General features: G+C 35.0%; 22 protein-coding genes. 8 read left to right on the forward strand and 14 right to left on the reverse strand.

Annotated elements, in window-relative coordinates; translation table 11 throughout:
* Positions 1 to 154 precede the first annotated feature (154 nt).
* From MJQ71_RS15905 to MJQ71_RS15915, 3 genes are read right to left on the reverse strand one after another with little or no spacing between them, the layout of a single operon-like run.
* Entirely contained in the window at positions 155 to 1,495 is a 1,341-nt protein-coding gene (locus MJQ71_RS15905) for a TolC family protein (protein ID WP_238807636.1), read from the reverse strand.
* Between the two features lie 50 nt (positions 1,496 to 1,545).
* The gene (locus tag MJQ71_RS15910; RefSeq protein WP_238807637.1) at positions 1,546 to 2,214 is read right to left on the reverse strand and encodes an ABC transporter ATP-binding protein; all 669 of its coding nucleotides are present in this window, start codon (positions 2,212 to 2,214) and stop codon (positions 1,546 to 1,548) included.
* 22 nt (positions 2,215 to 2,236) lie between these two features.
* Positions 2,237 to 4,714 carry a DUF5916 domain-containing protein gene (locus MJQ71_RS15915; protein ID WP_238807638.1) on the reverse strand — a complete coding sequence of 826 codons (2,478 nt, stop codon included), beginning with the start codon at positions 4,712 to 4,714 and terminating at the stop codon, positions 2,237 to 2,239.
* A 514-nt stretch (positions 4,715 to 5,228) separates the two neighbouring features.
* On the opposite strand from MJQ71_RS15915, the gene MJQ71_RS15920 reads away from it, so the two are divergent.
* Complete coding sequence (locus tag MJQ71_RS15920; protein ID WP_238807640.1) at positions 5,229 to 5,918, forward strand: helix-turn-helix transcriptional regulator; 690 nt, start codon at positions 5,229 to 5,231, stop codon at positions 5,916 to 5,918.
* A 93-nt stretch (positions 5,919 to 6,011) separates the two neighbouring features.
* The gene (locus tag MJQ71_RS15925) at positions 6,012 to 6,509 is read left to right on the forward strand and encodes a DinB family protein (RefSeq protein WP_238807642.1); all 498 of its coding nucleotides are present in this window, start codon (positions 6,012 to 6,014) and stop codon (positions 6,507 to 6,509) included.
* A gap of 86 nt (positions 6,510 to 6,595) precedes the next feature.
* Here MJQ71_RS15925 and MJQ71_RS15930 read toward each other — a convergent pair whose 3' ends face one another.
* Positions 6,596 to 6,844: a hypothetical protein gene (locus MJQ71_RS15930; RefSeq protein ID WP_238807644.1), complete on the reverse strand. Its 249-nt coding sequence runs from the start codon at positions 6,842 to 6,844 to the stop codon at positions 6,596 to 6,598.
* Positions 6,845 to 7,072: 228 nt separating this feature from the next.
* Here MJQ71_RS15930 and MJQ71_RS15935 point away from each other — a divergent pair, with 228 nt between their 5' ends.
* Positions 7,073 to 7,663 carry a Crp/Fnr family transcriptional regulator gene (locus MJQ71_RS15935; protein ID WP_238807646.1) on the forward strand — a complete coding sequence of 197 codons (591 nt, stop codon included), beginning with the start codon at positions 7,073 to 7,075 and terminating at the stop codon, positions 7,661 to 7,663.
* A 99-nt stretch (positions 7,664 to 7,762) separates the two neighbouring features.
* A complete protein-coding gene (locus MJQ71_RS15940; protein ID WP_238807648.1) occupies positions 7,763 to 8,179 on the forward strand; it encodes an OsmC family protein in 417 nt (138 codons plus the stop codon).
* A gap of 103 nt (positions 8,180 to 8,282) precedes the next feature.
* On the opposite strand, the gene MJQ71_RS15945 is transcribed toward MJQ71_RS15940, so the two are convergent.
* Positions 8,283 to 9,434, reverse strand: a complete 1,152-nt coding sequence (locus MJQ71_RS15945; protein WP_238807650.1) for an acetyltransferase domain-containing protein — start codon at positions 9,432 to 9,434, stop codon at positions 8,283 to 8,285.
* A 132-nt stretch (positions 9,435 to 9,566) separates the two neighbouring features.
* On the opposite strand from MJQ71_RS15945, the gene MJQ71_RS15950 reads away from it, so the two are divergent.
* From MJQ71_RS15950 to MJQ71_RS15960, 3 genes are all read left to right on the forward strand, one after another.
* On the forward strand, positions 9,567 to 10,157 hold the full coding sequence (locus MJQ71_RS15950) for a TetR/AcrR family transcriptional regulator (protein WP_238807651.1): 591 nt from the start codon (positions 9,567 to 9,569) through the stop codon (positions 10,155 to 10,157).
* Positions 10,158 to 10,210: 53 nt separating this feature from the next.
* The gene (locus MJQ71_RS15955; protein ID WP_238807652.1) at positions 10,211 to 11,458 is read left to right on the forward strand and encodes an MFS transporter; all 1,248 of its coding nucleotides are present in this window, start codon (positions 10,211 to 10,213) and stop codon (positions 11,456 to 11,458) included.
* A 64-nt stretch (positions 11,459 to 11,522) separates the two neighbouring features.
* A complete protein-coding gene (locus MJQ71_RS15960) occupies positions 11,523 to 11,744 on the forward strand; it encodes a hypothetical protein (RefSeq protein ID WP_238807653.1) in 222 nt (73 codons plus the stop codon).
* Positions 11,745 to 11,805: 61 nt separating this feature from the next.
* Here MJQ71_RS15960 and MJQ71_RS15965 read toward each other — a convergent pair whose 3' ends face one another.
* The 4 genes from MJQ71_RS15965 to MJQ71_RS15980 all read right to left on the reverse strand — a co-directional run bounded on the left by MJQ71_RS15965 (position 11,806) and on the right by MJQ71_RS15980 (position 15,492).
* Complete coding sequence (locus tag MJQ71_RS15965) at positions 11,806 to 12,582, reverse strand: pentapeptide repeat-containing protein (RefSeq protein ID WP_238807654.1); 777 nt, start codon at positions 12,580 to 12,582, stop codon at positions 11,806 to 11,808.
* A 4-nt stretch (positions 12,583 to 12,586) separates the two neighbouring features.
* Complete coding sequence (locus tag MJQ71_RS15970; protein WP_238807655.1) at positions 12,587 to 13,621, reverse strand: DUF4097 family beta strand repeat-containing protein; 1,035 nt, start codon at positions 13,619 to 13,621, stop codon at positions 12,587 to 12,589.
* Between the two features lie 81 nt (positions 13,622 to 13,702).
* The gene (locus MJQ71_RS15975; protein WP_238807657.1) at positions 13,703 to 14,533 is read right to left on the reverse strand and encodes an aldo/keto reductase; all 831 of its coding nucleotides are present in this window, start codon (positions 14,531 to 14,533) and stop codon (positions 13,703 to 13,705) included.
* Positions 14,527 to 15,492 carry a phytanoyl-CoA dioxygenase family protein gene (locus tag MJQ71_RS15980; protein ID WP_238807864.1) on the reverse strand — a complete coding sequence of 322 codons (966 nt, stop codon included), beginning with the start codon at positions 15,490 to 15,492 and terminating at the stop codon, positions 14,527 to 14,529. The genes MJQ71_RS15975 and MJQ71_RS15980 overlap by 7 nt, the downstream gene beginning before the upstream one ends.
* 235 nt (positions 15,493 to 15,727) lie before the next feature.
* Between MJQ71_RS15980 and MJQ71_RS15985 the strand changes: the two genes are divergently transcribed.
* Complete coding sequence (locus tag MJQ71_RS15985) at positions 15,728 to 16,576, forward strand: helix-turn-helix domain-containing protein (RefSeq protein ID WP_238807659.1); 849 nt, start codon at positions 15,728 to 15,730, stop codon at positions 16,574 to 16,576.
* Positions 16,577 to 16,580: 4 nt separating this feature from the next.
* Here MJQ71_RS15985 and MJQ71_RS15990 read toward each other — a convergent pair whose 3' ends face one another.
* The 5 genes from MJQ71_RS15990 to MJQ71_RS16010 form a co-directional block, all read right to left on the reverse strand.
* Complete coding sequence (locus MJQ71_RS15990) at positions 16,581 to 17,810, reverse strand: alkaline phosphatase family protein (protein ID WP_238807660.1); 1,230 nt, start codon at positions 17,808 to 17,810, stop codon at positions 16,581 to 16,583.
* Positions 17,811 to 17,899: 89 nt separating this feature from the next.
* On the reverse strand, positions 17,900 to 19,108 hold the full coding sequence (locus tag MJQ71_RS15995; protein WP_238807661.1) for a serine hydrolase domain-containing protein: 1,209 nt from the start codon (positions 19,106 to 19,108) through the stop codon (positions 17,900 to 17,902).
* A gap of 139 nt (positions 19,109 to 19,247) precedes the next feature.
* Positions 19,248 to 19,589: a hypothetical protein gene (locus MJQ71_RS16000; RefSeq protein ID WP_238807662.1), complete on the reverse strand. Its 342-nt coding sequence runs from the start codon at positions 19,587 to 19,589 to the stop codon at positions 19,248 to 19,250.
* A gap of 161 nt (positions 19,590 to 19,750) precedes the next feature.
* Positions 19,751 to 20,611, reverse strand: a complete 861-nt coding sequence (mreC, locus tag MJQ71_RS16005) for a rod shape-determining protein MreC (protein WP_238807663.1) — start codon at positions 20,609 to 20,611, stop codon at positions 19,751 to 19,753.
* Positions 20,612 to 20,770: 159 nt separating this feature from the next.
* The gene (locus MJQ71_RS16010) at positions 20,771 to 21,802 is read right to left on the reverse strand and encodes a rod shape-determining protein (RefSeq protein ID WP_015028530.1); all 1,032 of its coding nucleotides are present in this window, start codon (positions 21,800 to 21,802) and stop codon (positions 20,771 to 20,773) included.
* Positions 21,803 to 21,831 lie beyond the last annotated feature (29 nt).

Consider the following 21,831-nt stretch of genomic DNA (forward strand, 5'->3'; position numbering starts at 1 on the left):
TTTGCCAAGCAAAATTACGGCAAATATTTGGAAACGACAATTTTCTGCGAAAAATTTAATTTCTAATTAATATTAAGCTCATCATGGGAATGTATTTTGAAGTAGAAAAATATTGTCGATTATCAACATTTTTCTACTTCAAAAACAACCCAAATCAATCTATTTTCCATTCACCGTTTGAGTAAAAATCTAAGATTTTTTTCTGTAATAAAAACTCATACTTAGCTTGTACGAGATTGGATTTTGCTCGGTCAAAATTGGTTTTTGCAAGTATATATTCTAAATAATTGACCGTTCCAGCATTGATTCGGCTTTCAACTGCTTTGATATTTTGGTCTAAAATAGCTACCTGATTGGTTGCTACTTTGTAGCGGTCGGATGCAGCCGAAAGTAATTGAAATGTTTGCTCAATTGATTGACGCAGTTGGAGTTTAACCATATTAAACTGATTTTGACTTAATTGTTGCTGAACTTTAACTGCCGAAATGCGAGGTGAATTTTGTAATCTTCCCAAAATTGGAATACTAATATCGAGGCTTAATGAACCACTTCGTGTGCCGTTGATTTGCTTGAAATAGTTTTCTGATTTGTTAGAAGACGAGTAAAAAGTTCCATAATTACTCGAAAGCGTGATTTGTGGTAATGTGTTTGCTTGTGTTGCTTTGAGTTGGCTATCGAAGCTTTTTAGGCGTAATTCGCCCGCTTTTATTTCGGGGAAATTATTGGATGCTTGCTCGAAAATCCCATCAATTGATTGATTATCAATGTTATATAATAAAACGTCTTCTTTTAAAGACTCAAAAATAAAACTATTATTGTTTGACTGATTCATGAGTTGGAATAATGCAAGTTTGGCAACTTTATGAGCGTTTTGAGACGTAACGAGCGAAAATTCATCATTAACCAATTGAGATTTTATTTGAAACAATTCGGACTGTCCGACAACGCCTGCCTCAACTTGTTTATTGATTCGTTCAACTTGAGATTTTGAGGTTTCAACTTGTTGTTTACTCACTTCCAATAATTCTTGCGAAGCCAAAACTTGCAAATATGCCTGCAAAACGCCAATAATTGTGCGGTTTTTGACGGCTTCGATATTTTTTGCACCAGCATCACGTAAAAATTCATTTTGACGAACTTGGTTTTTTATCTGAAAACCATTGAAAAGTGTCATTGTTGCTTGTAAACCGAAATAATTAGTTGTATAAACCTCTTCAATGAATGCGTTTGTAAATCGGTCAATGCTTCGACCCACGCGAATATCTTGCCCTGTTCCAAAACCGATGCGTGGATAAATAAGTGATTTGGCTCTCGACAACTCTACATTGGCACTTTCGCCCAAAATCTGACTTTCTCGATAAGTTAAATTATTTTTGATGGCAATATCAACACACTCCTTTAAAGATAATTTTTGACCAAAACAAAGGCCTCCCACATGTCGATTTGGAAATAATAAGACACTTAAAAGAGCAATTTTTAAAAATGTAAATTTCATGATTATGCAATTGAAAATAATAAAGTTTTAGTCAAAATTCCTCTTGATGCTTAGGCATTTTCTACCCAACCGTCTTTTAATCTAATAATTCGATTTCCGTATTCGGCATTGGCTTCTGAGTGTGTTACTTGAACGATTGTTACGCCATCTTTCTGATTCAATTCTTTGAATAATTCCATGATTTGTTGTGCATGTTCGGAATGAAGATTACCTGTTGGTTCATCTGCAAAAATTATTTTTGGTTCTGCAACAATGGCTCTGGCGATACCTACTAATTGTTGCTGACCACCCGAAAGTTGAGATGGAAAAAGGTCTTTTTTGGCTACAATATTAAATCGGTCAAGCACGTCGGCTACTCGACTTTTACGCTCTGACGACGACTGTCCTTTGTATAAAAGGGGTGTTTCGATATTTTCATAAACCGTTAATTCATCAATCAAATGATAAGCTTGGAAAACAAAACCAATGCTCGTTCGGTGCAGTTCGGTGCGTTTCTTTTCGGAAAGTTTCAATACGGGAGTTTCCCCCAAAACATATTCTCCTTCAGATGCTTCTTCGAGTAAACCTAAAATATGGAGAAGTGTTGATTTTCCCGAACCCGATGGCCCCATAATCGACACAAATTCTCGCTCTTTTATTTCGAGGTTAATGTTTCGTAACACATAAGTTTTGCCGAAACCTGCGGGGTAATATTTAGAAACGTTTTTTAGCTGAATCATTGGTTTTGTTTTCTTAAACGATTTACACTTTCCTTTTTAGTTGTAAATAATCTAAAAAGTAGATGATTTTGAGCGATAAATTATTGTTTTGGTCACTTTGAATGGTATTCTGAAAATTATCAAGATAACGTGTATTCGCAATGTCAGAATTGGTAAAGCCTGCATTTTTCCAAACAGCATTCAAGAAACTTCCTGGGGCAAATTGCCAAGTATAAACCATGTCAATATTAAAATAATTGACGTTTCGGTTGTGTTTATCGGTTATCCCTGTTTTTGCATCAAGCGAACCATTTTCATTCAACGTATAAAATTCTTTGTTATCAACCACACTCACATAATGTCTGGCTCTGAAAGTTAAGCCCATTTTATTGGTAAAATTATATTTCAGGTTTAATACATTATCAACGGTATTTACTTTTCTGATGGCAAATAAAATGCTGTTATCGTCGAGTGTGGCGGTGTAGCCTAAACCTCTTGGGCGTGGCTGAAAACCAATTTGATGCCCAATCGAAAACTTACTACTAAAACGGTAGTTTTGCCCTAAAAATAAGTCTATACCTGAAATTTTATAGAAATTCAAGAAAACTCGCTCGACTGCTTCAGCATTAATTGAATATTTTTTTGCTGAATTTGACTCAATCCAACCACCCAAAGCAATGCTATTACCTCGCTTGAAAACATAACCTTCATTGCGAGGTTCGTAAAAATCATTTTGGGCTGGGCGATAGTTACCAAAAAGTCCAAACCAAATCAGTTTTTTTGTTTGAGCGTTGATATTTACTTGCAAATTTGACTGTTGATATTTGCTTTTTATATTACCAATTGGCGAGAATAAATTACTCAAGCTTCCATTCAAATTAAGGAAAAGGCGGTTGTACCAACCTTTGGGTTCGGTGTATCTGTAACCAACATAAAAGCTATGATTGATAAAGTTGTTATTGGTAAAATAGCCTAAATCATTGCTATTAAATTTGGTGTCAGTCAATGCTTGTGAAACATTAAAGTTAAACCTTCCGCTGGTTTTACCGAAACTAAGGGTATGGCTGTATCCCAAAGCGTTTTCACTGTCAGATGTTTTATATTTTAGGCGACTAACTGATGCACTTCCTGATAAATTATAGGTATTTTTCTTGTCAAAAAAACTAAATAACCCAGCACTTACATTGGCATTATAATCATTACTTCCTCTAGTTACGTTTGTGTTTACAAAACTTATACTTGAGTTATGTTTGAATGTTTGGTCAAGCACAATTAAGTTGTAATTGGTGGTCGGATTTGTCTCAAATTTACGTATTTCGCCTGTTTCGATATTTTCTATGGTAGCAAATTGTGCTTGAGTTACGGCATTTAAAATGCCAATTCCAAGTCCGTTTTTAGTTCTCCCAGATATTTTTGACGCATTGATTAATTTTGCTTCCGATGGATTTTTTATCATTTTTTCATTAGATTTTACATCGTCGTAAGCGTCATATAAATGAATGGGTGTTCCGCCGATTCGGCGTGAATAAAATAAGTTTCCCTTATTGAAAAGCTCTGTGCCTTCGGTAAAAAAAGAACGATATTCATTAAATTTAACTTCAAATGGCGTAAGATTCAAGACTTTATTATCGCTTTGAACTTGCCCAAAATCAGGAATCAAAGTAGCATCCAAAGTGAAAGCTTGATTTAAGCCAAGTTTTAGGTCAAGACCACCTGAAATCTGATTTGTCCAATTTTTTTGGTCCGTTAAATTGGTCGGAAAATGATTTCCATAAACCGAAAAATACGGAAAAAGTTGTAGGCGTAGCGGAGGCTTAATATTGGTAATGCCTGTCCACTGACCTTCTTGGGTCAAAAATCCATTGATATTTGGATTAATGGCATTCCAAGTATATTGTTGTTCCGTTTTTCGACGCCGACGAGTAATATTCATTCCCCAATTTTGTACTTTATCTTTACTAAATCGAATGGCTGAATAAGGTAAAAACATTTCAAAGCTCCAGCCTTTATCATGAATCACGACCGCACTTTTCCAAACGGCATTCCAACTAAAATCTTCGCCACCATTATTACTGTTTTGATTGGAAGTCATTTTTGCATCCCATTGCTCTCCAAGCGGAGTCAAGAAATATTCAAAACCGTTTAATTTATCGTTGTAAGTATCGAAAATCAATCCAATATAATCATTCGTTCCGAAACCGTCTCGACCGACTAATTCTTTGGCAATGCTATCAATGTTTCGCTCAAAGCACGTTCCGCCAAAATAAATTCCTGCATCATCATACATCAAAAATGTTTCTGTATGATTGCCTTTTTCTTCTTTTCGACCAATAACAGGTCTAAATTCAGTATAATCATCGGCTTTTGCAGCATCTTGCCAAGCTAAATCATTGAGTTTCCCATCAATAATTACTGCTTTTGTGGTTCTTTTTGCTTCGAGCGAACGTGGTACGATTTGACCAAAAGTCTGTTTTAAGCCAACACTTGAGAGCGTTAGTAAAAATAAAATAAGCTTTTTCATAATTGTCGTTTATAATTTGTTTTTGTGGTTGCAAATCTATTTTCATTTGCTTTGAATGAGCATTAAGAAATGTTAAGTAGCTGTTTTTTAACAATTATTAATAAACTGTGGATACTCATCAAATAAAAAAAGGTTACAAAAAGTGATTGATAGAAACGACATATTTTTTGTTTAAAAGTTGCATGGATTTTAATTTTGCCAGAACTTTATTTTCTGGTTTTTGATAATTTAACTTTTTCATAATTTTGTGTACTGTATGTCCTAAACCCTAATTTTAGACAGCAGTATTTAATTTTCAAAACCTGTGCCAATTTTTTTAAACAACTTACTATCAGTATTTTAGATAATTTTTATTAAAAATATTTGTCCGAAAACGGACAAGTTTAGTACGCCTTCGGACATTGGGACGATTGGGCATTTATACTTTTTAGACAGGCTAATTGTATTTTTAAATGAACAAACGTATATTTGAAGACGTTAGAATAAATTATGAAAAAGTAGAAATAAAACCAACATGAATCGAATTGATAGATTATTTGGGATATTAACTTTGTTGCAGTCAAGGAAATACGTTTTGGCTGAAAAAATTGCGGATAAGTTTAAAATCAGTATCCGTACAGTTTATCGTGATTTGAAAGCCCTCAGTGAGTCGGGGATTCCTTTGAGTTTTGAGCCAAATAAAGGCTATTTTGTGGTTCAGGGTTATTTTCTGCCGCCCATTTCGCTTTCTACAGAAGAAGCAAATGCCCTTTTACTCATGGAATCAATGGTGTATGGTTTTACAGATAAATCAATACAAAAACATTATACCGATGCGTTGAATAAAATTAAGTCGATTTTGCCAACATCGCAGAAAGAAAAAGCAGAGTTTTTAACCAATAATATCAAATATCAAGTTCCTGCCAGACTCAAACAAGATTATGAGCATTTAGCAATTCTACAAAAAACAATTGCCTCTAAAACCGTCATTTCTTTTGCTTACAAAAATAATAAAGAAGAAATCAGCAAACGCCAAGCCGAACCAATTGGGTTGATTTTTTATGCTTTCGGATGGCACGTGATTGCTTGGTGTTATAAACGAAATGAATACCGAGATTTTAATGTTTCAAGAATGTCTGATATTGAAGACACATTCCAAGTTTTCAAGAAAAATGACCACATTGAAGTAAGCGACTATATGCCCCAATTGCCTGTTAATTATTAAAATAAATATTTATAAAATTCTTTGAAAAGCACTGACATAGGGTTGTCAGTGACACACAGTTGCTTTGTATCATTAACTAAAACAACACAAAGTATGTCAATGATTGCAATGTATCTCAAAGAATTGGAGCAAGAATCACTTGTTACACGTAAAATGTTGTCTATCATTCCCGATGATAAATATGACTGGCAGCCGCACCCAAAAAGTATGACAATTCGTACATTGGCCACGCACATTGCTGAGTTACCAACTTGGATAACAATGGCTCTGACTACTGATGAATTAGATTTTGCCTCAGCTTCATACGACCCAACAATCATTAATAATACGGCTGATTTGCTTGCTCTATTTGAGGCATCATTGATTGACGGAAGGTCACAATTAATTGCTGAAAATGAAGAAAAACTCTCCGAAACTTGGACTTTACGTTCAGGGGACCACATACACATGGTAATGACAAAAGCCGAAACTGTTCACCATGCTTTGTGTCAAACGATTCATCACAGAGCCCAATTGGGTGTTTTCTTGAGATTGTTGGACGTACCAATTCCTGGAACTTATGGGCCAAGTGCCGATGATACAAATTTCTAAAATAAAAATTAGTAAAAATTTTATGAAAAAGCTATTTTAAGGCTGACGCATCCATGCAACCAAAGAGGTCTTAATAAGGCCTCTTTTTATTTTTTGGTACTATCCATTTTTGCCGAATTTGCAGTTGCAATCGAATCTCTATCGAAATAGGCTTTTTTTGTAACATCTGAAGCCTTTTTGGTTGTTCCGAAAGTAATTAAACCAGCGAGATAAGCGATACCCATCAAAGCTAAAATAAGCCCAAATCCCCATCCCCAAAAACGCTTGTAGTTCAGTTTTTTTTCTTCCATTATTTCGCTTTTTGTCTCAATAATGGCTTTATCTTTTTTGTTCATCATGCATTGCTTTGTTAAAAATAACTTATCAGGAAAGGTACATTGCTTGAGAACAGAAAATACTATGAATGTGTGAATGATGTAAATAATCAAAATAATGTTGTAAGTATTGGGTCTTCGGCGGTTTAAAAATGTGGTGAAAGGTTTTTAAACTTAATTTTCAATATTTAAAGAGTGTTTTGGTTTATCGACGTTCGTTATTCATATTTGTTGAAAAATGTTAAAATTATGACCGAAATTGAAATATTGGGAAAAGCCTTTCAATCTTTTGCTGGAATGAGTAGTGAAGCGTTTCAGCTTTCATTAAAATATTGGCAAGTAAAAACTTACAAAAAAGGCGAATTTTATAACGATTTTCAGCAAGTTTGTAAACATTTGGGCTTTGTGTTGGAAGGCGTTTTTAGAACTTACTATGTTGATGAAAAAACTGCTGACGAGAAAAATATTTTTTTCTACACCAACAATCAATTAGTGGTTTCGTATGCGAGTTTTATTAACCAGATTCCGTGTCATTTTTATACGCAGTCGATGGTGGCCTCCAAAGTAATATATATCCATTTTGATAATCTGACTACCCTTTATCGAGAGTCGCATGAGTGGGAGCGATTAGGCCGATTGATTGCCGAACAAGCGTCAAACATTGCACTTAATCGTACCGAAAGTTTACTTTTTCAAACGCCCGAACAACGTTATTTAGATTTAATATCGCATCATCCGGCTATTATGAATACAATTCCGTTGTATCATATATCTTCCTATTTAGGTATTCAAGGGCCGTCATTGAGTCGGATTAGAAAACGAATTTCAGAAAAAAATTAATTGTTGTTTACGATTTTAACTTAGGTTAAAGTTTTTGTTGAAGCTGATGCTGACCTTTGTATCATCAATTCAAAATAAACATTTTAAACAATAAAGACAATGAAATTTACAAGACAAGCATCTGCAAATTGGAAAGGTACAGGAATGGAAGGCGTAGGAACGGTTTCTACTCAAAGTACAACTTTAGATAAAGCACAGTTATCATTCAAAACTCGTTTTGCTGACGGTGTTGGAACAAATCCAGAAGAACTTATCGGAGCGGCACATGCAGGATGTTTTTCTATGAAATTTAGTTTTGTATTAAATGAATTAGGCTTTACAGCAGAAAACATTGATACTAATGCAAAAGTTGTTTTTGAAGATGGCAAAATCACGAATATTCATTTAGAATTGACAGCTTCAATACCAAACATTACTGAAGAACAATTTCAAGAAGCAGCTTTAAATGCTAAAGCTAATTGCCCAATTTCGCAATTATTTAATGCCGAAATTTCTTTAACAGCTACTTTGGTTTAAATAAAATTAGCAAGCTGATAAAACGGGCTGTTAATGGCTGCCACGCTTTCACAACGCTGATTATCACAGATAAATAACTGTGATAATCAGCGTTATTTTTTAGCTATAAATACCGTAACCAAGTTTTTTCGGGATGTTGGCTTTTATAATTACTATACCATTTAGAAATCGGATACATAATCAAAATCACATTAAACCAAGCCAAATAAACTTGTGGTAGCGTAATTCCATCATCGTTTTTGGGGCGACCGAGCGTCTGTTCATTAAAAACAAAATCTCCCCAATGATAACCTTTAGTCAAGAATATAACTATCAAAAATGTGCGAATCACGTACCAATGAATGAGGTAATAAAATAGTGGAACACTGCCAAATACTTTAAAAAATTTCAGTTTATCTGCTCCATACATTTCAGTTAACCATAAAAGAGCAAAAGCAATTCCGAGCATACAAAGCGTAAAGTCGAGCGATGGAGCATTTTTAGATACATTTATAAATGATAAAAATGTAAAAAAAGGCTTTGTTTGAACACTCCATGCAACAGGGTCTCCGTAAATATTTATCAACCTCAAAACCACAAACGCAATTAAAAATCCTCCTGCCATTTTCATGAAAAATCTAATTCTATTTGGTTTTTCTACTAAAAAATATTCGCCTAAACCATAGCCAAGTAGCATAATTGACCACCACGGCAGTATTGGATAAGCCAAAATCAGCAATCTTTCGCCAAGTGGAAGGACGGTAAGCACGAATAATGGACTCAAAGTGTTTCTAAGACCCGATTCGGGGACTAAAGCAAACAGTCCGTAAAATACCATAATAAAACTGCCGATACCCAAAGCAATTTTGTGTGATTTGCCAACCAATAATGATAGCAATAGAAAACCCACGCCAATGGCAGCAATGACCTGAAAAAGTAAAGTATGAAAGCCAATGTCTGACCAAATTCCGAAGGATACGATACTAAACTCCAAGAATATCAGCCAAATACCACGAGTAAGCAAAAACTTACGGCTCTCATTGATATTATTTTGTCGTTTGGCCGAAATGTAAGCTGATACACCTGACAAAAAAACAAAAGTAGGGGCACATAGGTGTGTAATCCAGCGAGTAAAGAAAAGGGCAGGGTAAGTATTTGATAAATCTGTAGGATTTTGTGTGAGAGCATTTTGTAGTAAAAAGTCTCGTGTATGGTCGAGTGCCATAATGAGCATAACAATGCCACGAACAACATCAATTGAAGTAATTCTTTTCATAATTTATTCGGTAGTTTTTGTGTTTTCAAATATAATTAAAAACAAGCTTTTTTGGAAAAATGAAATGATAGAGTCAAAAAAAATAAATACCCCTTTTAAAAGAACGAACATTCATTTATATTTGCATTGAATATGAGAATACGTGACGAACATAAAGAACAAGTTGTTAAACAAAAAGCTCTTGAATTGCTTGTAAATCAAGGTTTTGAGGGTTTTAGTATGCAAAAACTAGCACGAGCTGCGAATGTTTCGCCTGCAACGCTTTATATTTATTACAAAGATAAAGAAGACCTGATTGTGAGCATCGGGCGTGAAATTGGCGAAAAATTGAATCAAGAAATATTCAAAAACTTTGATACAAATGCTTCTTTTACCGAAGGAATGCGAGTTCAATGGCAAAATCGAGCCAATTTTATGCTGAGTCATCAACTTGAAATGACTTTTTATGAACAAATAAAAAGCTCAACTTTTCGAGAAGCTATTTCTGCTGATATTGTTTCAGAATTTAGAGAAAAAATGAGCATTTTTATGCAAAATGCCATAAACAGAAAAGAAGTAAAACCAATACCGATTGAGGTTTTTTGGTCGGTAGCTTATGCTCCATTGTATAATTTGCTTCGTTTTCATAATGAAGGAAAAAATATAGGAGGCCAACCTTTTGAATTTAGTAATGAAATTATGTGGCAAACATTCGATTTGGTAATGAAAGCCTTTAAAATTTAAAAAATTTACTACATAAATAAACGAACATTTATTTAATTAAAAATATTGTTTCTATGAATAATACTACTTCAAGTACAAGTTTTACGAAATATCAAATTTTTGTTATTGCCATTTTGGCAATCTTACAATTTACACTGATTTTGGATTTCATGGTTTTGTCGCCTTTGGGAGCAATTTTGATGAAAGAATTGAGTATTCAACCTTCGCAGTTTGGTTTAGTTGTATCGGCTTATGCTTTTAGTGCAGGAGCTTCGGGTTTATTGGCTGCGGGTTTTGCTGATAAATTCGACCGCAAAAAACTCTTACTTTTCTTTTATGTAGGTTTTGTTTTTGGTACAATTTTATGTGCATTGGCAACGACTTATGAGTTTTTGTTGATTGCTCGTATTGTAACAGGGATTTTTGGTGGTGTAATTGGCTCAATTAGTTTTGCTATTATTTCGGACTTATTCAAATTGGAGTTTCGTGGTAGAGTGATGGGTTTCGTACAAATGGCGTTTGCGGCGAGTCAGATTTTGGGTTTACCGATTGGACTTTTGTTGGCCAACGAGTTTGGATGGCATTCGCCATTTTGGATGATAGCAGGATTTTCGGTTCTTGTTGGTATAGCAATTGTGGTTTATATGAAACCAATAAATGCTCACTTAGATGCTCAAAATGACCGAAATGCATTACAACATTTATGGAAAACGCTTTCAAACACGGAATATATAAGGGCATTTTTGGCGACTATCTTATTAGCAACGGGTGGTTTTATGTTGATGCCTTTTGGAAGTGCATTTAGTATTAATAACCTAAAAATCAGGATGGAAGATTTGCCAATTTTGTATGGTGTAACAGGTGTTTTTTCGATACTTTTTGGGCCACTTTCTGGTAAACTTAGCGATAGATTTGGTAAATATAAGATGTTTGTGATTGGCTCTGTCTTAACGATAATTATGGTTGCGATATATACGAATTTGAACCAAACGCCACTTTGGATAGTAATTATTATCAATATTCTGATGTTTGCAGGAATAACTGCTCGAATGATTCCTGCATCGGCATTGATGACGGCTATTCCAGAGCAACACGATAGAGGTGCGTTTATGAGCATCAACTCGTCGATTCAGCAAATTTCGGGTGGAGCTGCGTCTGCTTTGGCAGGTGTCATTGTAACACAAGGAAGCAACGGAACTATGCAGAATTATCCGCTGTTGGGTTATGTAGTTGTTGCCTCAATGGTGATTACGATTTTTATGTTATATATTTTGAATAAACAAGTTCATAAAAAAATAGCAAAAGATAGTAAAACTAACTGACATAGGGTTGTCAGTTGAATATTATATAATTGTGTAATTATTAAACCTAATATTACATTAAGCCATGATTTGGGTCTTTAAAACTACCATAAAAAGTAAAGTTCAGGTACGAAAAGTAGCCCCAATTTTGAATGAGCTTGTACTGCCTGAAGGTAAATGGAATGTTGATTTGGAAGATTGCGATAAAATTTTGCGAATAGAAAACGCAGTAACCCTAATCAACGAAAGTTATATTATTGCACAATTAAAGGCGTCGGGGTATTGTGTAGAAGTTTTGAATGATTAATATAGAAACGCCTCTAAAACAAAAGTTTTAGAGGCGTTTTTGGATAAAAAAACAGGTTTTCTTAATTCATGTATTTTTTTCCGTTTGAATATTTAAAATCAACGCTAGCTTTAAACTTAGTGTTATCGAAGTTGGCTTCATCTCGAAATTCAGCATATTTGAAGTCTGCATGATTACTGAAAGCGGTGCTTTTGAACGTTACACGGTCGCCAAAATTAGTATATTTAAAATCCGCATAATCCTTGAATCGTACATCAAAAAAATCAGTATCTTGCTTAAATGTTGTGTATTTAAAATTGGCGTATTCACCAAAATCACATTTTGCAAAAATCACTTCTTGTTTAAAATCAGCATATTTAAAGTTGGCACTTTGGGCAAATTTTGCTCCACCGAAAGATACTTTCTCAGCAAAGTCAGAATATTTGAATTCGGTTTTCCCTGCAAAAGTACAATTTTCAAAAATAACATTTTTCTCAAAATCTGTCGTATAGGTAGTACCGTCGCCAATGCTCCAATTGATGCTTCCATTGCCAAGTTTACGATTTTTTTCTTCTTCCAAATTTTTGTAGGCAATAAAATCGCCTTTAAAAGTACAATTTTTGAACGAAATAGGCACTTCGACATAGCTTTTAAACTCTTCGTAATTTCCTTTGTTTTTGATACGTTTTTTGTTGGAAAGTTCGGTTAAATCCAAATCTCCCACAATCGTTACATCTTGATAATCAACGGATTGCCCTTTATCAATTTTCTCAAAAACTGTTTTTGCCGAAATTTCCTTTTGGGCTGAGGCTTCCGTTCCAACGAAAGCACAAAGCATGACGATTAATAGCTTTTTCATTTGCTTATTCATTGATATAAACTCCACCTGAATTTGCGTCCATTGTCACTGCAATTCCGCCACCGTTGAGCGAACCTCTTACACGGTCTTTTTCAACTTGACCATTGAATTTAGCTAAAGTCGACACTTTTACTCTTTGTCCGTCTAGGTCTAAATCCATTCCTTTGTCCATTGGCATTCTGACATGAATACTTCCTGCACTGGTCGATAACGAAAGGTATTTTCCAAGAGATTTAATGTCGGCATCAATTCCACCGCCCGAAGTTGACGCTTTTACACTAGCTGTAATATCTTCTAAATGAATAGAACCACCCGAAGTTGATGTGATAAATTCGCCGCTAATATTTTCTGCTCTGATTCCACCACCGCTTGTTGTGGCTTTGATATTTCCGTCTAAACTTTTTAAATCTAAACCACCGCCCGACGTACTAAGTCTAATATCACCTTTGCAATTGTCGGCATCAATTCCACCACCACTTGTAGCTACATCAATATTATCTCTACAACCGCTGATGTCAATTCCGCCACCTGAAGTCCGACCTTTAACATTTCCGCCCAAATTTTGTAGTTTCAGGCCCCCTCCACTTGTTGTAAAGCCTAAGTTTCCAGAAAGATTTTTGAGAGAAATACCGCCGCCACTTGTAACTAGGTCAGTTGAAATTTTTTCTGGAGTGTAGATTTTAAATGAAATGCTCAAACCATTTTTCCAGTTCCAACCGCTCTCACTTTTGCGTTTGGCGATGCAAGCGATGGTTTCACCTTCTTTTTTTACGCTTAATTCGTATTCTTTTAAACGGTCTTCAATTTCTTCTTTGCTGAGTTTGGCGTTGCCATTGTTACCTTTAACGTATATTTCAACTCGTGCTTCATCGCCTGCACCGCCAGTTACCGAAATCCCCCCGCCCGAAGTGCGTACAGAAAGATTTTTGATTTCAGAAGATTTGTACGTTTTTACAAAATAAGGTGTTTCTTTTTCTTGAGCAAAGGAAATATTGATTGCCAATAAACCTAAAATAATTAATGAGTGTAGCTTTTTCATACAATTGCGTTTGTTAAGATTTCATAATTACTCATAAGATGCAAAAGATGAGAGAAGCGTTGCAAATTATTGACTTTATTTTTAGAACAAATCCATTGGGTCTTCTACAACACGTAGGTTTTCGTTGAATGTATCAATAAAACTCATGTCTTCTTGGGTAATTTGAAAGTCAAAAACGTTAAAATTTTCTTTAATTCGTTGCAAATTAGCTGACTTAGGAATGCTTGAAATACCATGTTGTAAAGCCCATCGCAGAATGATTTGAGCGGGAGTTTTATCGTACTTTTTAGCAATTCTTTGCAGTTTTGGGTCATTCATTCGTAAACCTCGTACTAAAGGTGTATATGCTTGCAGTTGAATATTTTTCGTTTTACAAACATCAACCAAATCTTTTAGATATAAATAAGGACTAAATTCAACTTGATTAACCGCAGGAACGATTGTAGCGTAAGATTCGAGTTCGTTCAAGAAAGGAATGAGGTAATTTGCCACACCAATAGCTTTCACTCGACCTTCTTGATACAATTTTTCGAGGGCTAACCAAGTCTCTTTGCGGGCGTGTTTTATTGGCCAGTGAATGAGATACAAGTCTATATAATCAATGTTGAGTTTTTGGAGGCTCGTATCAAAAGCTCGAAGCGTTTTGTCAAAACCGTGGTCGCTGTTATTAACTTTTGTTGTTACAAAAATTTCTTCCCGATTGATTTTACTTTCTCTAATGGCATTGCCAATTTCAGTTTCGTTGTGGTACATTTCGGCAGTATCAATCAAGCGATAACCCGTTTCTAAAGCCCATAAAACCGCTTGTTCGGCTTCACGGTTGTACATATCGTAAACGCCAAGTCCCAATAATGGCATTTTTTTACCATTATTGAGACTTGTGTATAATTGTTGGTTTTCTTTATTTACCATTTTTCTAAACCTAATAGTTTTTTGCCTAAATCACTTAAAACGGCGGTTTCATAAACCTCTTTTTCTAGATTTCGTGGGTCTCCAGGGAAAGCATAGCCCTCAGGAGCGATACGGTTTTTCCAAGAATTTACTCGCCAATCGCGTAATGCTTCGTTGTCTTCTTCGGCTGGCATCATCGAAATATATTGAGCTATACGAACTTTATCAGTCGAATTATTTGGACGAATTCCATGTGGTTGACTGCTATTAAATATCAGTAAATCACCAGCTTCGAGTTTTACTTTTACGATATGTTTTTCAAAACCAGCTACATCTGGTTTAAAACGATTTCGGTCTTCGGGTTGCGTTAATTTCCAAGTATCGTATGTACGAAATAGTTCAGGAATACATTGAAAACCTCCCATATTTTCGTCGGTTTGGTCGGCTAAAGCCAAAACTCCTTGTACATTTTGGGGTTTGGTTTCTGGGTCATAATCCCAGTGAATAAAACCTTTATATTCAAAACCTGGACGAAGCGGAAAATTCAGATTGGCTCTGTCAATTGTCACCCATAATTTTTCGGTTCCCCAAATATCAACAAAAGCATCGTAAACTTTTTGCATTTGACGGTTATTCCAGAGGTGCTGGTTATTATAAACTTCTACCATACCCGTTCCTGTGAGTTCTTTCATTTGCATTTCTGCACGTGGAGGCGTGTACCAAGTGCTTGCGTCGTTGGGGTCTTTTTCCTCAAATTCCCAAATAAAATTGGCAGTTTGTAGTGCTTGCTCTCTCGGAACGGCATTCTTAATAATCACATAACCATTTGTAAGCCAAAAGTTCCAGTCTTCTTCACTCAAAACTCTCAATTTATCACCTTCGGCAAGATTAGTACGTAACTTAACTTGGCTACTTGTGGCGGTAGATGGATTCCCTGGCTTATCGGTGTGATTTTTATTGGGCATCATTGTCGGAATCATTTGCATAGCGTATGTTTGTTTAATGATATTTAAGGTTGAAATAATGATACAAAATTAAAGACTAAAACCACGCAATGCTTAACCAATAATTGCTATTTTTTGAACAATATTGATATTTTAGAATTAATATTGTTGGTTATTGATGAATAATGTGCAAATTATGTGGATAAGGTTAAGAAAACTTATTCAAAAATAAACTACTAAATATATTTTAAAATCAGAAATCTAGTTTTCTATGAAAATTGTTTTAGAAGAATTTACGATTGACTCCGATAGCTCATTTAGGCTATTTAGACCACGGCTGAGTCAAGTTTTTTATTGGCATTTTCATCCAGAATTTGAGTTAGTTTATATCGAAGGCACAAATGGTACTCGCCATGTGGGAGAACATATTTCTCGTTTTGAAAACAGCGATTTAGTTTTTATTGGCTCAAATATTCCGCACTTAAATTTCGATTACATGGTAAAAACTGATTACGAAAAAGTGGTTTTGCAGGTTCGACAAGATTTTTTGCAAAGTGCTTTTGGTAATACTCCTGAGCTTGCGGCGGTTTTTCGATTGTTTAAATTATCACAACACGGCATTGCTTTTGGTACCGAAATAAAGAAACAAGTAGGAAAAAGATTGAAAGAATTGAGCGAATTGACTCAATTTGAGCAGTTTTTAGAAATTCTGAGTATTTTTCAATTTTTAGCTAATACGCAAGATTATGTTTTGCTGCACGAAAAACCAGTTGAAAATCAATATAATAAAAAAGACCAAGAGCGAATCAAGCGATTATATCAATTTATTGATGAAAATTATCAACGGAAAATTGAATTACACGAAGTTGCCGACATGAGTAATTTAAGCGAGGCCGCTTTTTGTCGTTATTTTAAAAAAATGACACGAGTAACTTTTACTGAATTTTTGAATCATTATCGCGTAAATCAAGCAAAAAATTTATTATTACTTGATAAAAATGTTACCGAAACTTGCTTTGAATGTGGTTTTGAAAGTATGTCGTATTTCAACCGAACTTTCAAAAAGTTAACTGGCGAAAACCCATTGGCTTTTAAAAAGCGGTATTTTTCAAAAGAATGAAAGCTTATTTTTCCAAAACAATCCACCGATTCAATACATTATAAGGCGTTTCAATGACTATTTTGTAAAATTTAGAAGGAAGTTTATGTACATCAATCGTAGCTTTTTCGGCATCGACAGGCACTTGTTTTAGAAGTTCATACTTATCGTTTTTACCTATTTCAAAGTTGTTAGTGGTTGTTACCCAAATCTTGGCGTTACCTTTTTTTTCAATAGCTTTCCAAGTCAAATTAATATTTCCATCCTTAAATGTTGCTTCTGGCGAAATAGCTGAAGTTTTACCAGTTAAAGAAATTCCATCAATCTCAAACTGCTGTTTACGAGGAAAAGAAATATTTAAAAAATTAGCAATTGATGGCATGATGTCAACAATCGCTGGTTGATTTTGGTGAAAATACTGGTTCAGATTTTGAGCATTGGTTACAATCCAAGTAGAGCGTTCTCGGTCTGATTGTCCGCCATGTCCTTTTCCTGTTTTAGCATCACGACCGTGGTCTGTTGTAATATAAATGACCCAATCTTCCTTAAACTTTGCTTGACGATATTTGATAGCCTGCCAAATTTGATTGACTTGTTTGTCCATTTGTTCTATTGCGGCATAAAATTCTGGGCTATCGCCATATTTATGTCCCATATCATCAGTATATTCAAGATAAACCCAGCTTAAATCGGGTGCAACCGTTTGAATAGTATTTGCAGCTGTATTGGCCACCTGTTGGTCAATCAGGTTGATATATTTGCTTTGTTTATCATGCGGATAGCGAGTTGTGTCAAGTTCTAAGCCATCAAAATAATAATCTGTTTTGATATTGTTGGTTTGTGGCAGATTATCACCAATGAGTTTTGTACGATTGTCGAGCCATGTAGAAAAAACGGCTATTTTCTTTTCAGGATACTGCTCTTTGAAGAAACGAAAAATAGTCCAGTAATAATAATTTGGAGCTTTGATATCATTGTCCCAAACATTATGTTTATTGACCCAAGTTCCAGTTAATAGGCTATTATAACCAACGGCAGAAATTGTAGGTGTTTGCGAATAGTTTTTTTTCTCACCGCCTACATACGCACGAGTATATCCGCCAATTTGGGCGATAGAATCAAGCGTTGGTTTTTTTAATTTTTCAATTACGTCAGCAGGAATGCCATCGACAATAATAAAAATTGCCTTTTTTTTGACTTGAGTTGATGCATTGAAAGCTCCAAAGAAAATAGCGAGAAGTAAAATTTTATTCATTTGCAATTAGTCAAATTTGCGTTCATTGATTGCAAATATACTGAAAGAGGTCTGCTATTGAATAAATATAAGATGAATTATGTGTTAAATTATTCATCCAAAATACTCTCTTCCATCGTAGAGTTTCCGCCGTGCATGATTTCTATCAATTGTTTGATATTATAAACCGTTCGGTTATAACGGTTACTTAGTAGAATTATCACGAAATCTTCACGTGGGTCAAAAAACATAATTGTATTATAGCCTTTCCACCAACCAGTGTGATAAACGTAGTCGGTTTGTTGTTTGTTATTTACCCACAAACGAAAGCCATAACCATAGTTGCGTAAGCCAGGAAATTCAAAGCTACGTGGCGTAATCATTTCGCGGAATGATTCTTTGTTGATAAGTATATTGTTTTTTAAGGCAGCGTGCCATTTCAATAAATCGCCAACGGTTGAATATACGCCTTTATCACCTGAAATATCATCGTAATAATCTTTTTGTACTTTTCTCCCAAACTGATAACCAATGGTGCGATTGATATTAATTGAATCGTTTTTGGTCGTAACGATAAACGAATCTTTCATTCCTGCTGGTTTGAAGATGTTTTCTCGCATATAAATATCAAAATCTTTGCCTGTCGTTTTCTCAACTAAAGCGGCCAAAATTGCAAAATTAGTATTGTTGTAGCCAAAATAATGGTCAGGCTGATTAAACATCGGTGGTGTTGGTTGAGCCGTTGCAAACCAATTCATCATTTGTTGATTAGTTGGGTAAATCTTATCGTTTCTCACCAATTTATCAAAAGTGTATTGATAAAATGGGAGTCCCGAACGATGGCAAAGTAAGCTACGAATCGTAATTCCGTCGTAAGGAAAATCTGGGAAATAATCTTTTGCAGTATAATCTAGTCCAATTTTCCCTTCTTCAGCTAGTTTCATGATAGCAACGGCCGTGAATGTTTTGGAAAGAGAGGCTAATTGAAATTTGGATTGGAGATTATTTCTAACGGTGTCTTCAAAATTGGCAAACCCAACAGATTTTTGGTAAATAATAACACCTTTTTGGGCAATTAAAACATTTCCATTAAAACCCTCAGCTATTTTTTTCTGAATAATTAAGTCAATTAAAGCAGATTTTTTGTCAGCATTGATTTCTTTTCTAATACGAGCTTCTTCTTTTTTCAATGCTACACTATCAACTTTCGAGCTACCCAAAGTTGATGTACCATTTTGACATGAAAAAAGCCCTATCGACAGGCAAAAAAGAAAGATATAGCAATAACTATTTAAAGGAAAGCGTCTTGTTAATTTCATAATTATTTCTCACAAATCCGATTCAAACAAAAACAAACGAAGTAAATGCTTTGTAAAAAGCACAAATTTAAACAAGCCTATGATAGTTGTTAGACTTAGTGTGGCAGATAAAGACTTAGTTATTTGAATTAATTAACAATCAATTTCCTCGTACATATTGCAAAGTGATAATCATAAATGTAGTAAAAACTACACTACATATAATTTTCAAAACTGTAATAAGGAAAAATTGAAAACCACCTGCTTCAACAAAAAATAGCATCGAATGATGAATAATAGTCAAGATGGCGACGTATCTCACGAAGCGTTCGGCACCCATATCTTTCAATGAAATAACTATTTCGTTTTCAACACCTTTAGTAGGAAACAAAAATTTGATTATATAGCTTCTAAGATAACCAACAGCTACACAAGCAGATGCGTGTACGCCAGCCGTATTGTAGAAAATATCAACTAGAAGCCCGATGAGAAAACTTATCATAATAACCCAGATAGGGGCAATTTCATCGGGTAATAACAAAATACATGCAATATAAACAAAACAGAACGCCACGTCGAAAAATACAAAATTGCGGATAACTACAATTTGTAATATCAAGTAAATGACGAATGTCAAGACTAATTTTATGACCGTTTGAGAATTCATTTATTAACTTCGGTAGTTGATTGCTCTAATAATTCTTGTTCTTTTTTTAACTTATTGTTTACAACATAAACATAAGATAAATTTCTAAAGTCGGTTGCTAACGCTACCTCAATATCGAAGAATGCTTGGTCTTGTTTTACACTCAATTTTCTGATTCGTCCAAGCATTGTTCCTGATGGGAAAATAACGTTTTGCTCTGAAGTAACTACCGAGTCGCCTTGTTTGATTGACTTAAATCTATCAATGGTTGTCAAATCTATTACGCTTGGATTGAGTCCTCCCCAAATGGCAATACCCAATGCTTTATCATTTTTCTTGCGAAGAGCTGCATTTTTTATTTCCGACGAAACTTTAGACTCTGAATGTAGGATTGAATATACGCGAGAGAAATGCTCTGAACATTGCATAACCGTGCCTACTACGCCTTGTGGGCAAATAACACCCATTCCTGGCTCGATTCCGTCGAGTGTTCCTTTGTCGATTGTCAGGTAGTTTTTTGATAAATCTACCGTATTATTAACAACTTTAGCTACTTTAAACTCAAATCTAAGAGCAAAAGTTGAATCAACTTTATAATAATCACCTTCTCTTGCTTTAAATGATTGCATCGAAGCAACGGCTTTTTTCAATTGAGCATTTTCTGCAATCAATTGGTCATTTACCGACCCAAGGTTCATGTAATTTTTTACATAATTTGAGCTTTCAAGCGTTTTTGCTGCGTAGAAATTGGAGGTATTGAAAAACGATACATCCCAGTAATGGTTGTTTTTTACAAGCAACCAAAAACTGATAAGTTCAAGGATAACAAATAAAAGAAAATTTCGTATTCGAAATATAAGTCGGAAGAGTTGCGACATTATTTTTTGAGTTATGAGTTCATTGTTCGGAGTGCTGAGTTGTAAACATGATTAAATAGAAGACAGTTGAATGATTTTTTACATTCAACTGTCTTTTTTCTCATATTTAAAAAACGATAAATCGTTAAAATCTGTATTCAACACTCAAAACTCAGAAAACTATTGAACAATAACAGCTCTATACTTTTCGATATTTTTCAAAATCTCGCCAGTTCCACGAACAACCGCACGAAGTGGGTCATCAGCAACGTGAATCGGAAGTTTTGTTTTGATAGCTAAACGTTTATCCAAGCCATGAAGCAATGCTCCACCACCTGTCAAATAAATACCATTTTCATAAATATCAGCCGAAAGTTCAGGCGGTGACATTTCTAATGCACGCATAATGGCTTCTTCGATTTTAGAAATTGATTTATCAAGTGCGTAAGCAATTTCACTATAAGTAACTTTGATTTCTTTCGGAATACCAGTCATTAAATCACGACCACGAATCTCAATATCCGCTGGCGGATTATCTAAATCTGGCAAAGCAGCACCCACTTGAATTTTGATAAATTCGGCAGAACGCTCGCCAATTAGCAAGTTGTGTTCACGACGCATATAATCAACAATATCTCTAGTGAATAAATCACCTGCAATACGCACCGATGCTTCACAAACGATGCCAGAAAGAGCAATAACGGCAATCTCAGTAGTACCACCACCGATATCCGCAATCATTGAGCCATTTGGTTGTTCAATGTCAATACCGATACCAATAGCCGCTGCAATTGGCTCATGTACCATATAAACCTCTTTTGCACCTGCGTGTTCGGCTGAGTCTTTTACGGCACGTTTTTCAACTTCAGTAATACCTGATGGAATACAAATGACCATTCGGTGCGAAGGTGAGAAAAACCAACTACGACCTGTCTCAATCATCTTTATCATACCACGAATCATTAATTCAGCGGCAGTAAAGTCAGCAATTACACCATCTTTGAGTGGACGAATAGTCTTTATATTTTCATTGGTTTTTTCATGCATTTGCATTGCTTTGTGACCTATCGCCAACACTTTTCCAGTAATTTTGTCCAAAGCAATAATAGAGGGTTCATCTACAACGATTTGGTCTTTGTAGATAATGAGGGTATTTGCGGTACCCAAGTCAATCGCGATGTCACTCGTGAGGAAGTTAAACAGTCCAGCCATTTTGAGCTTTATGGGTTAATAAATTTTTT

This window comes from Emticicia aquatica, assembly GCF_923079645.1.
Lineage (GTDB): Bacteria > Bacteroidota > Bacteroidia > Cytophagales > Spirosomataceae > Emticicia > Emticicia aquatica.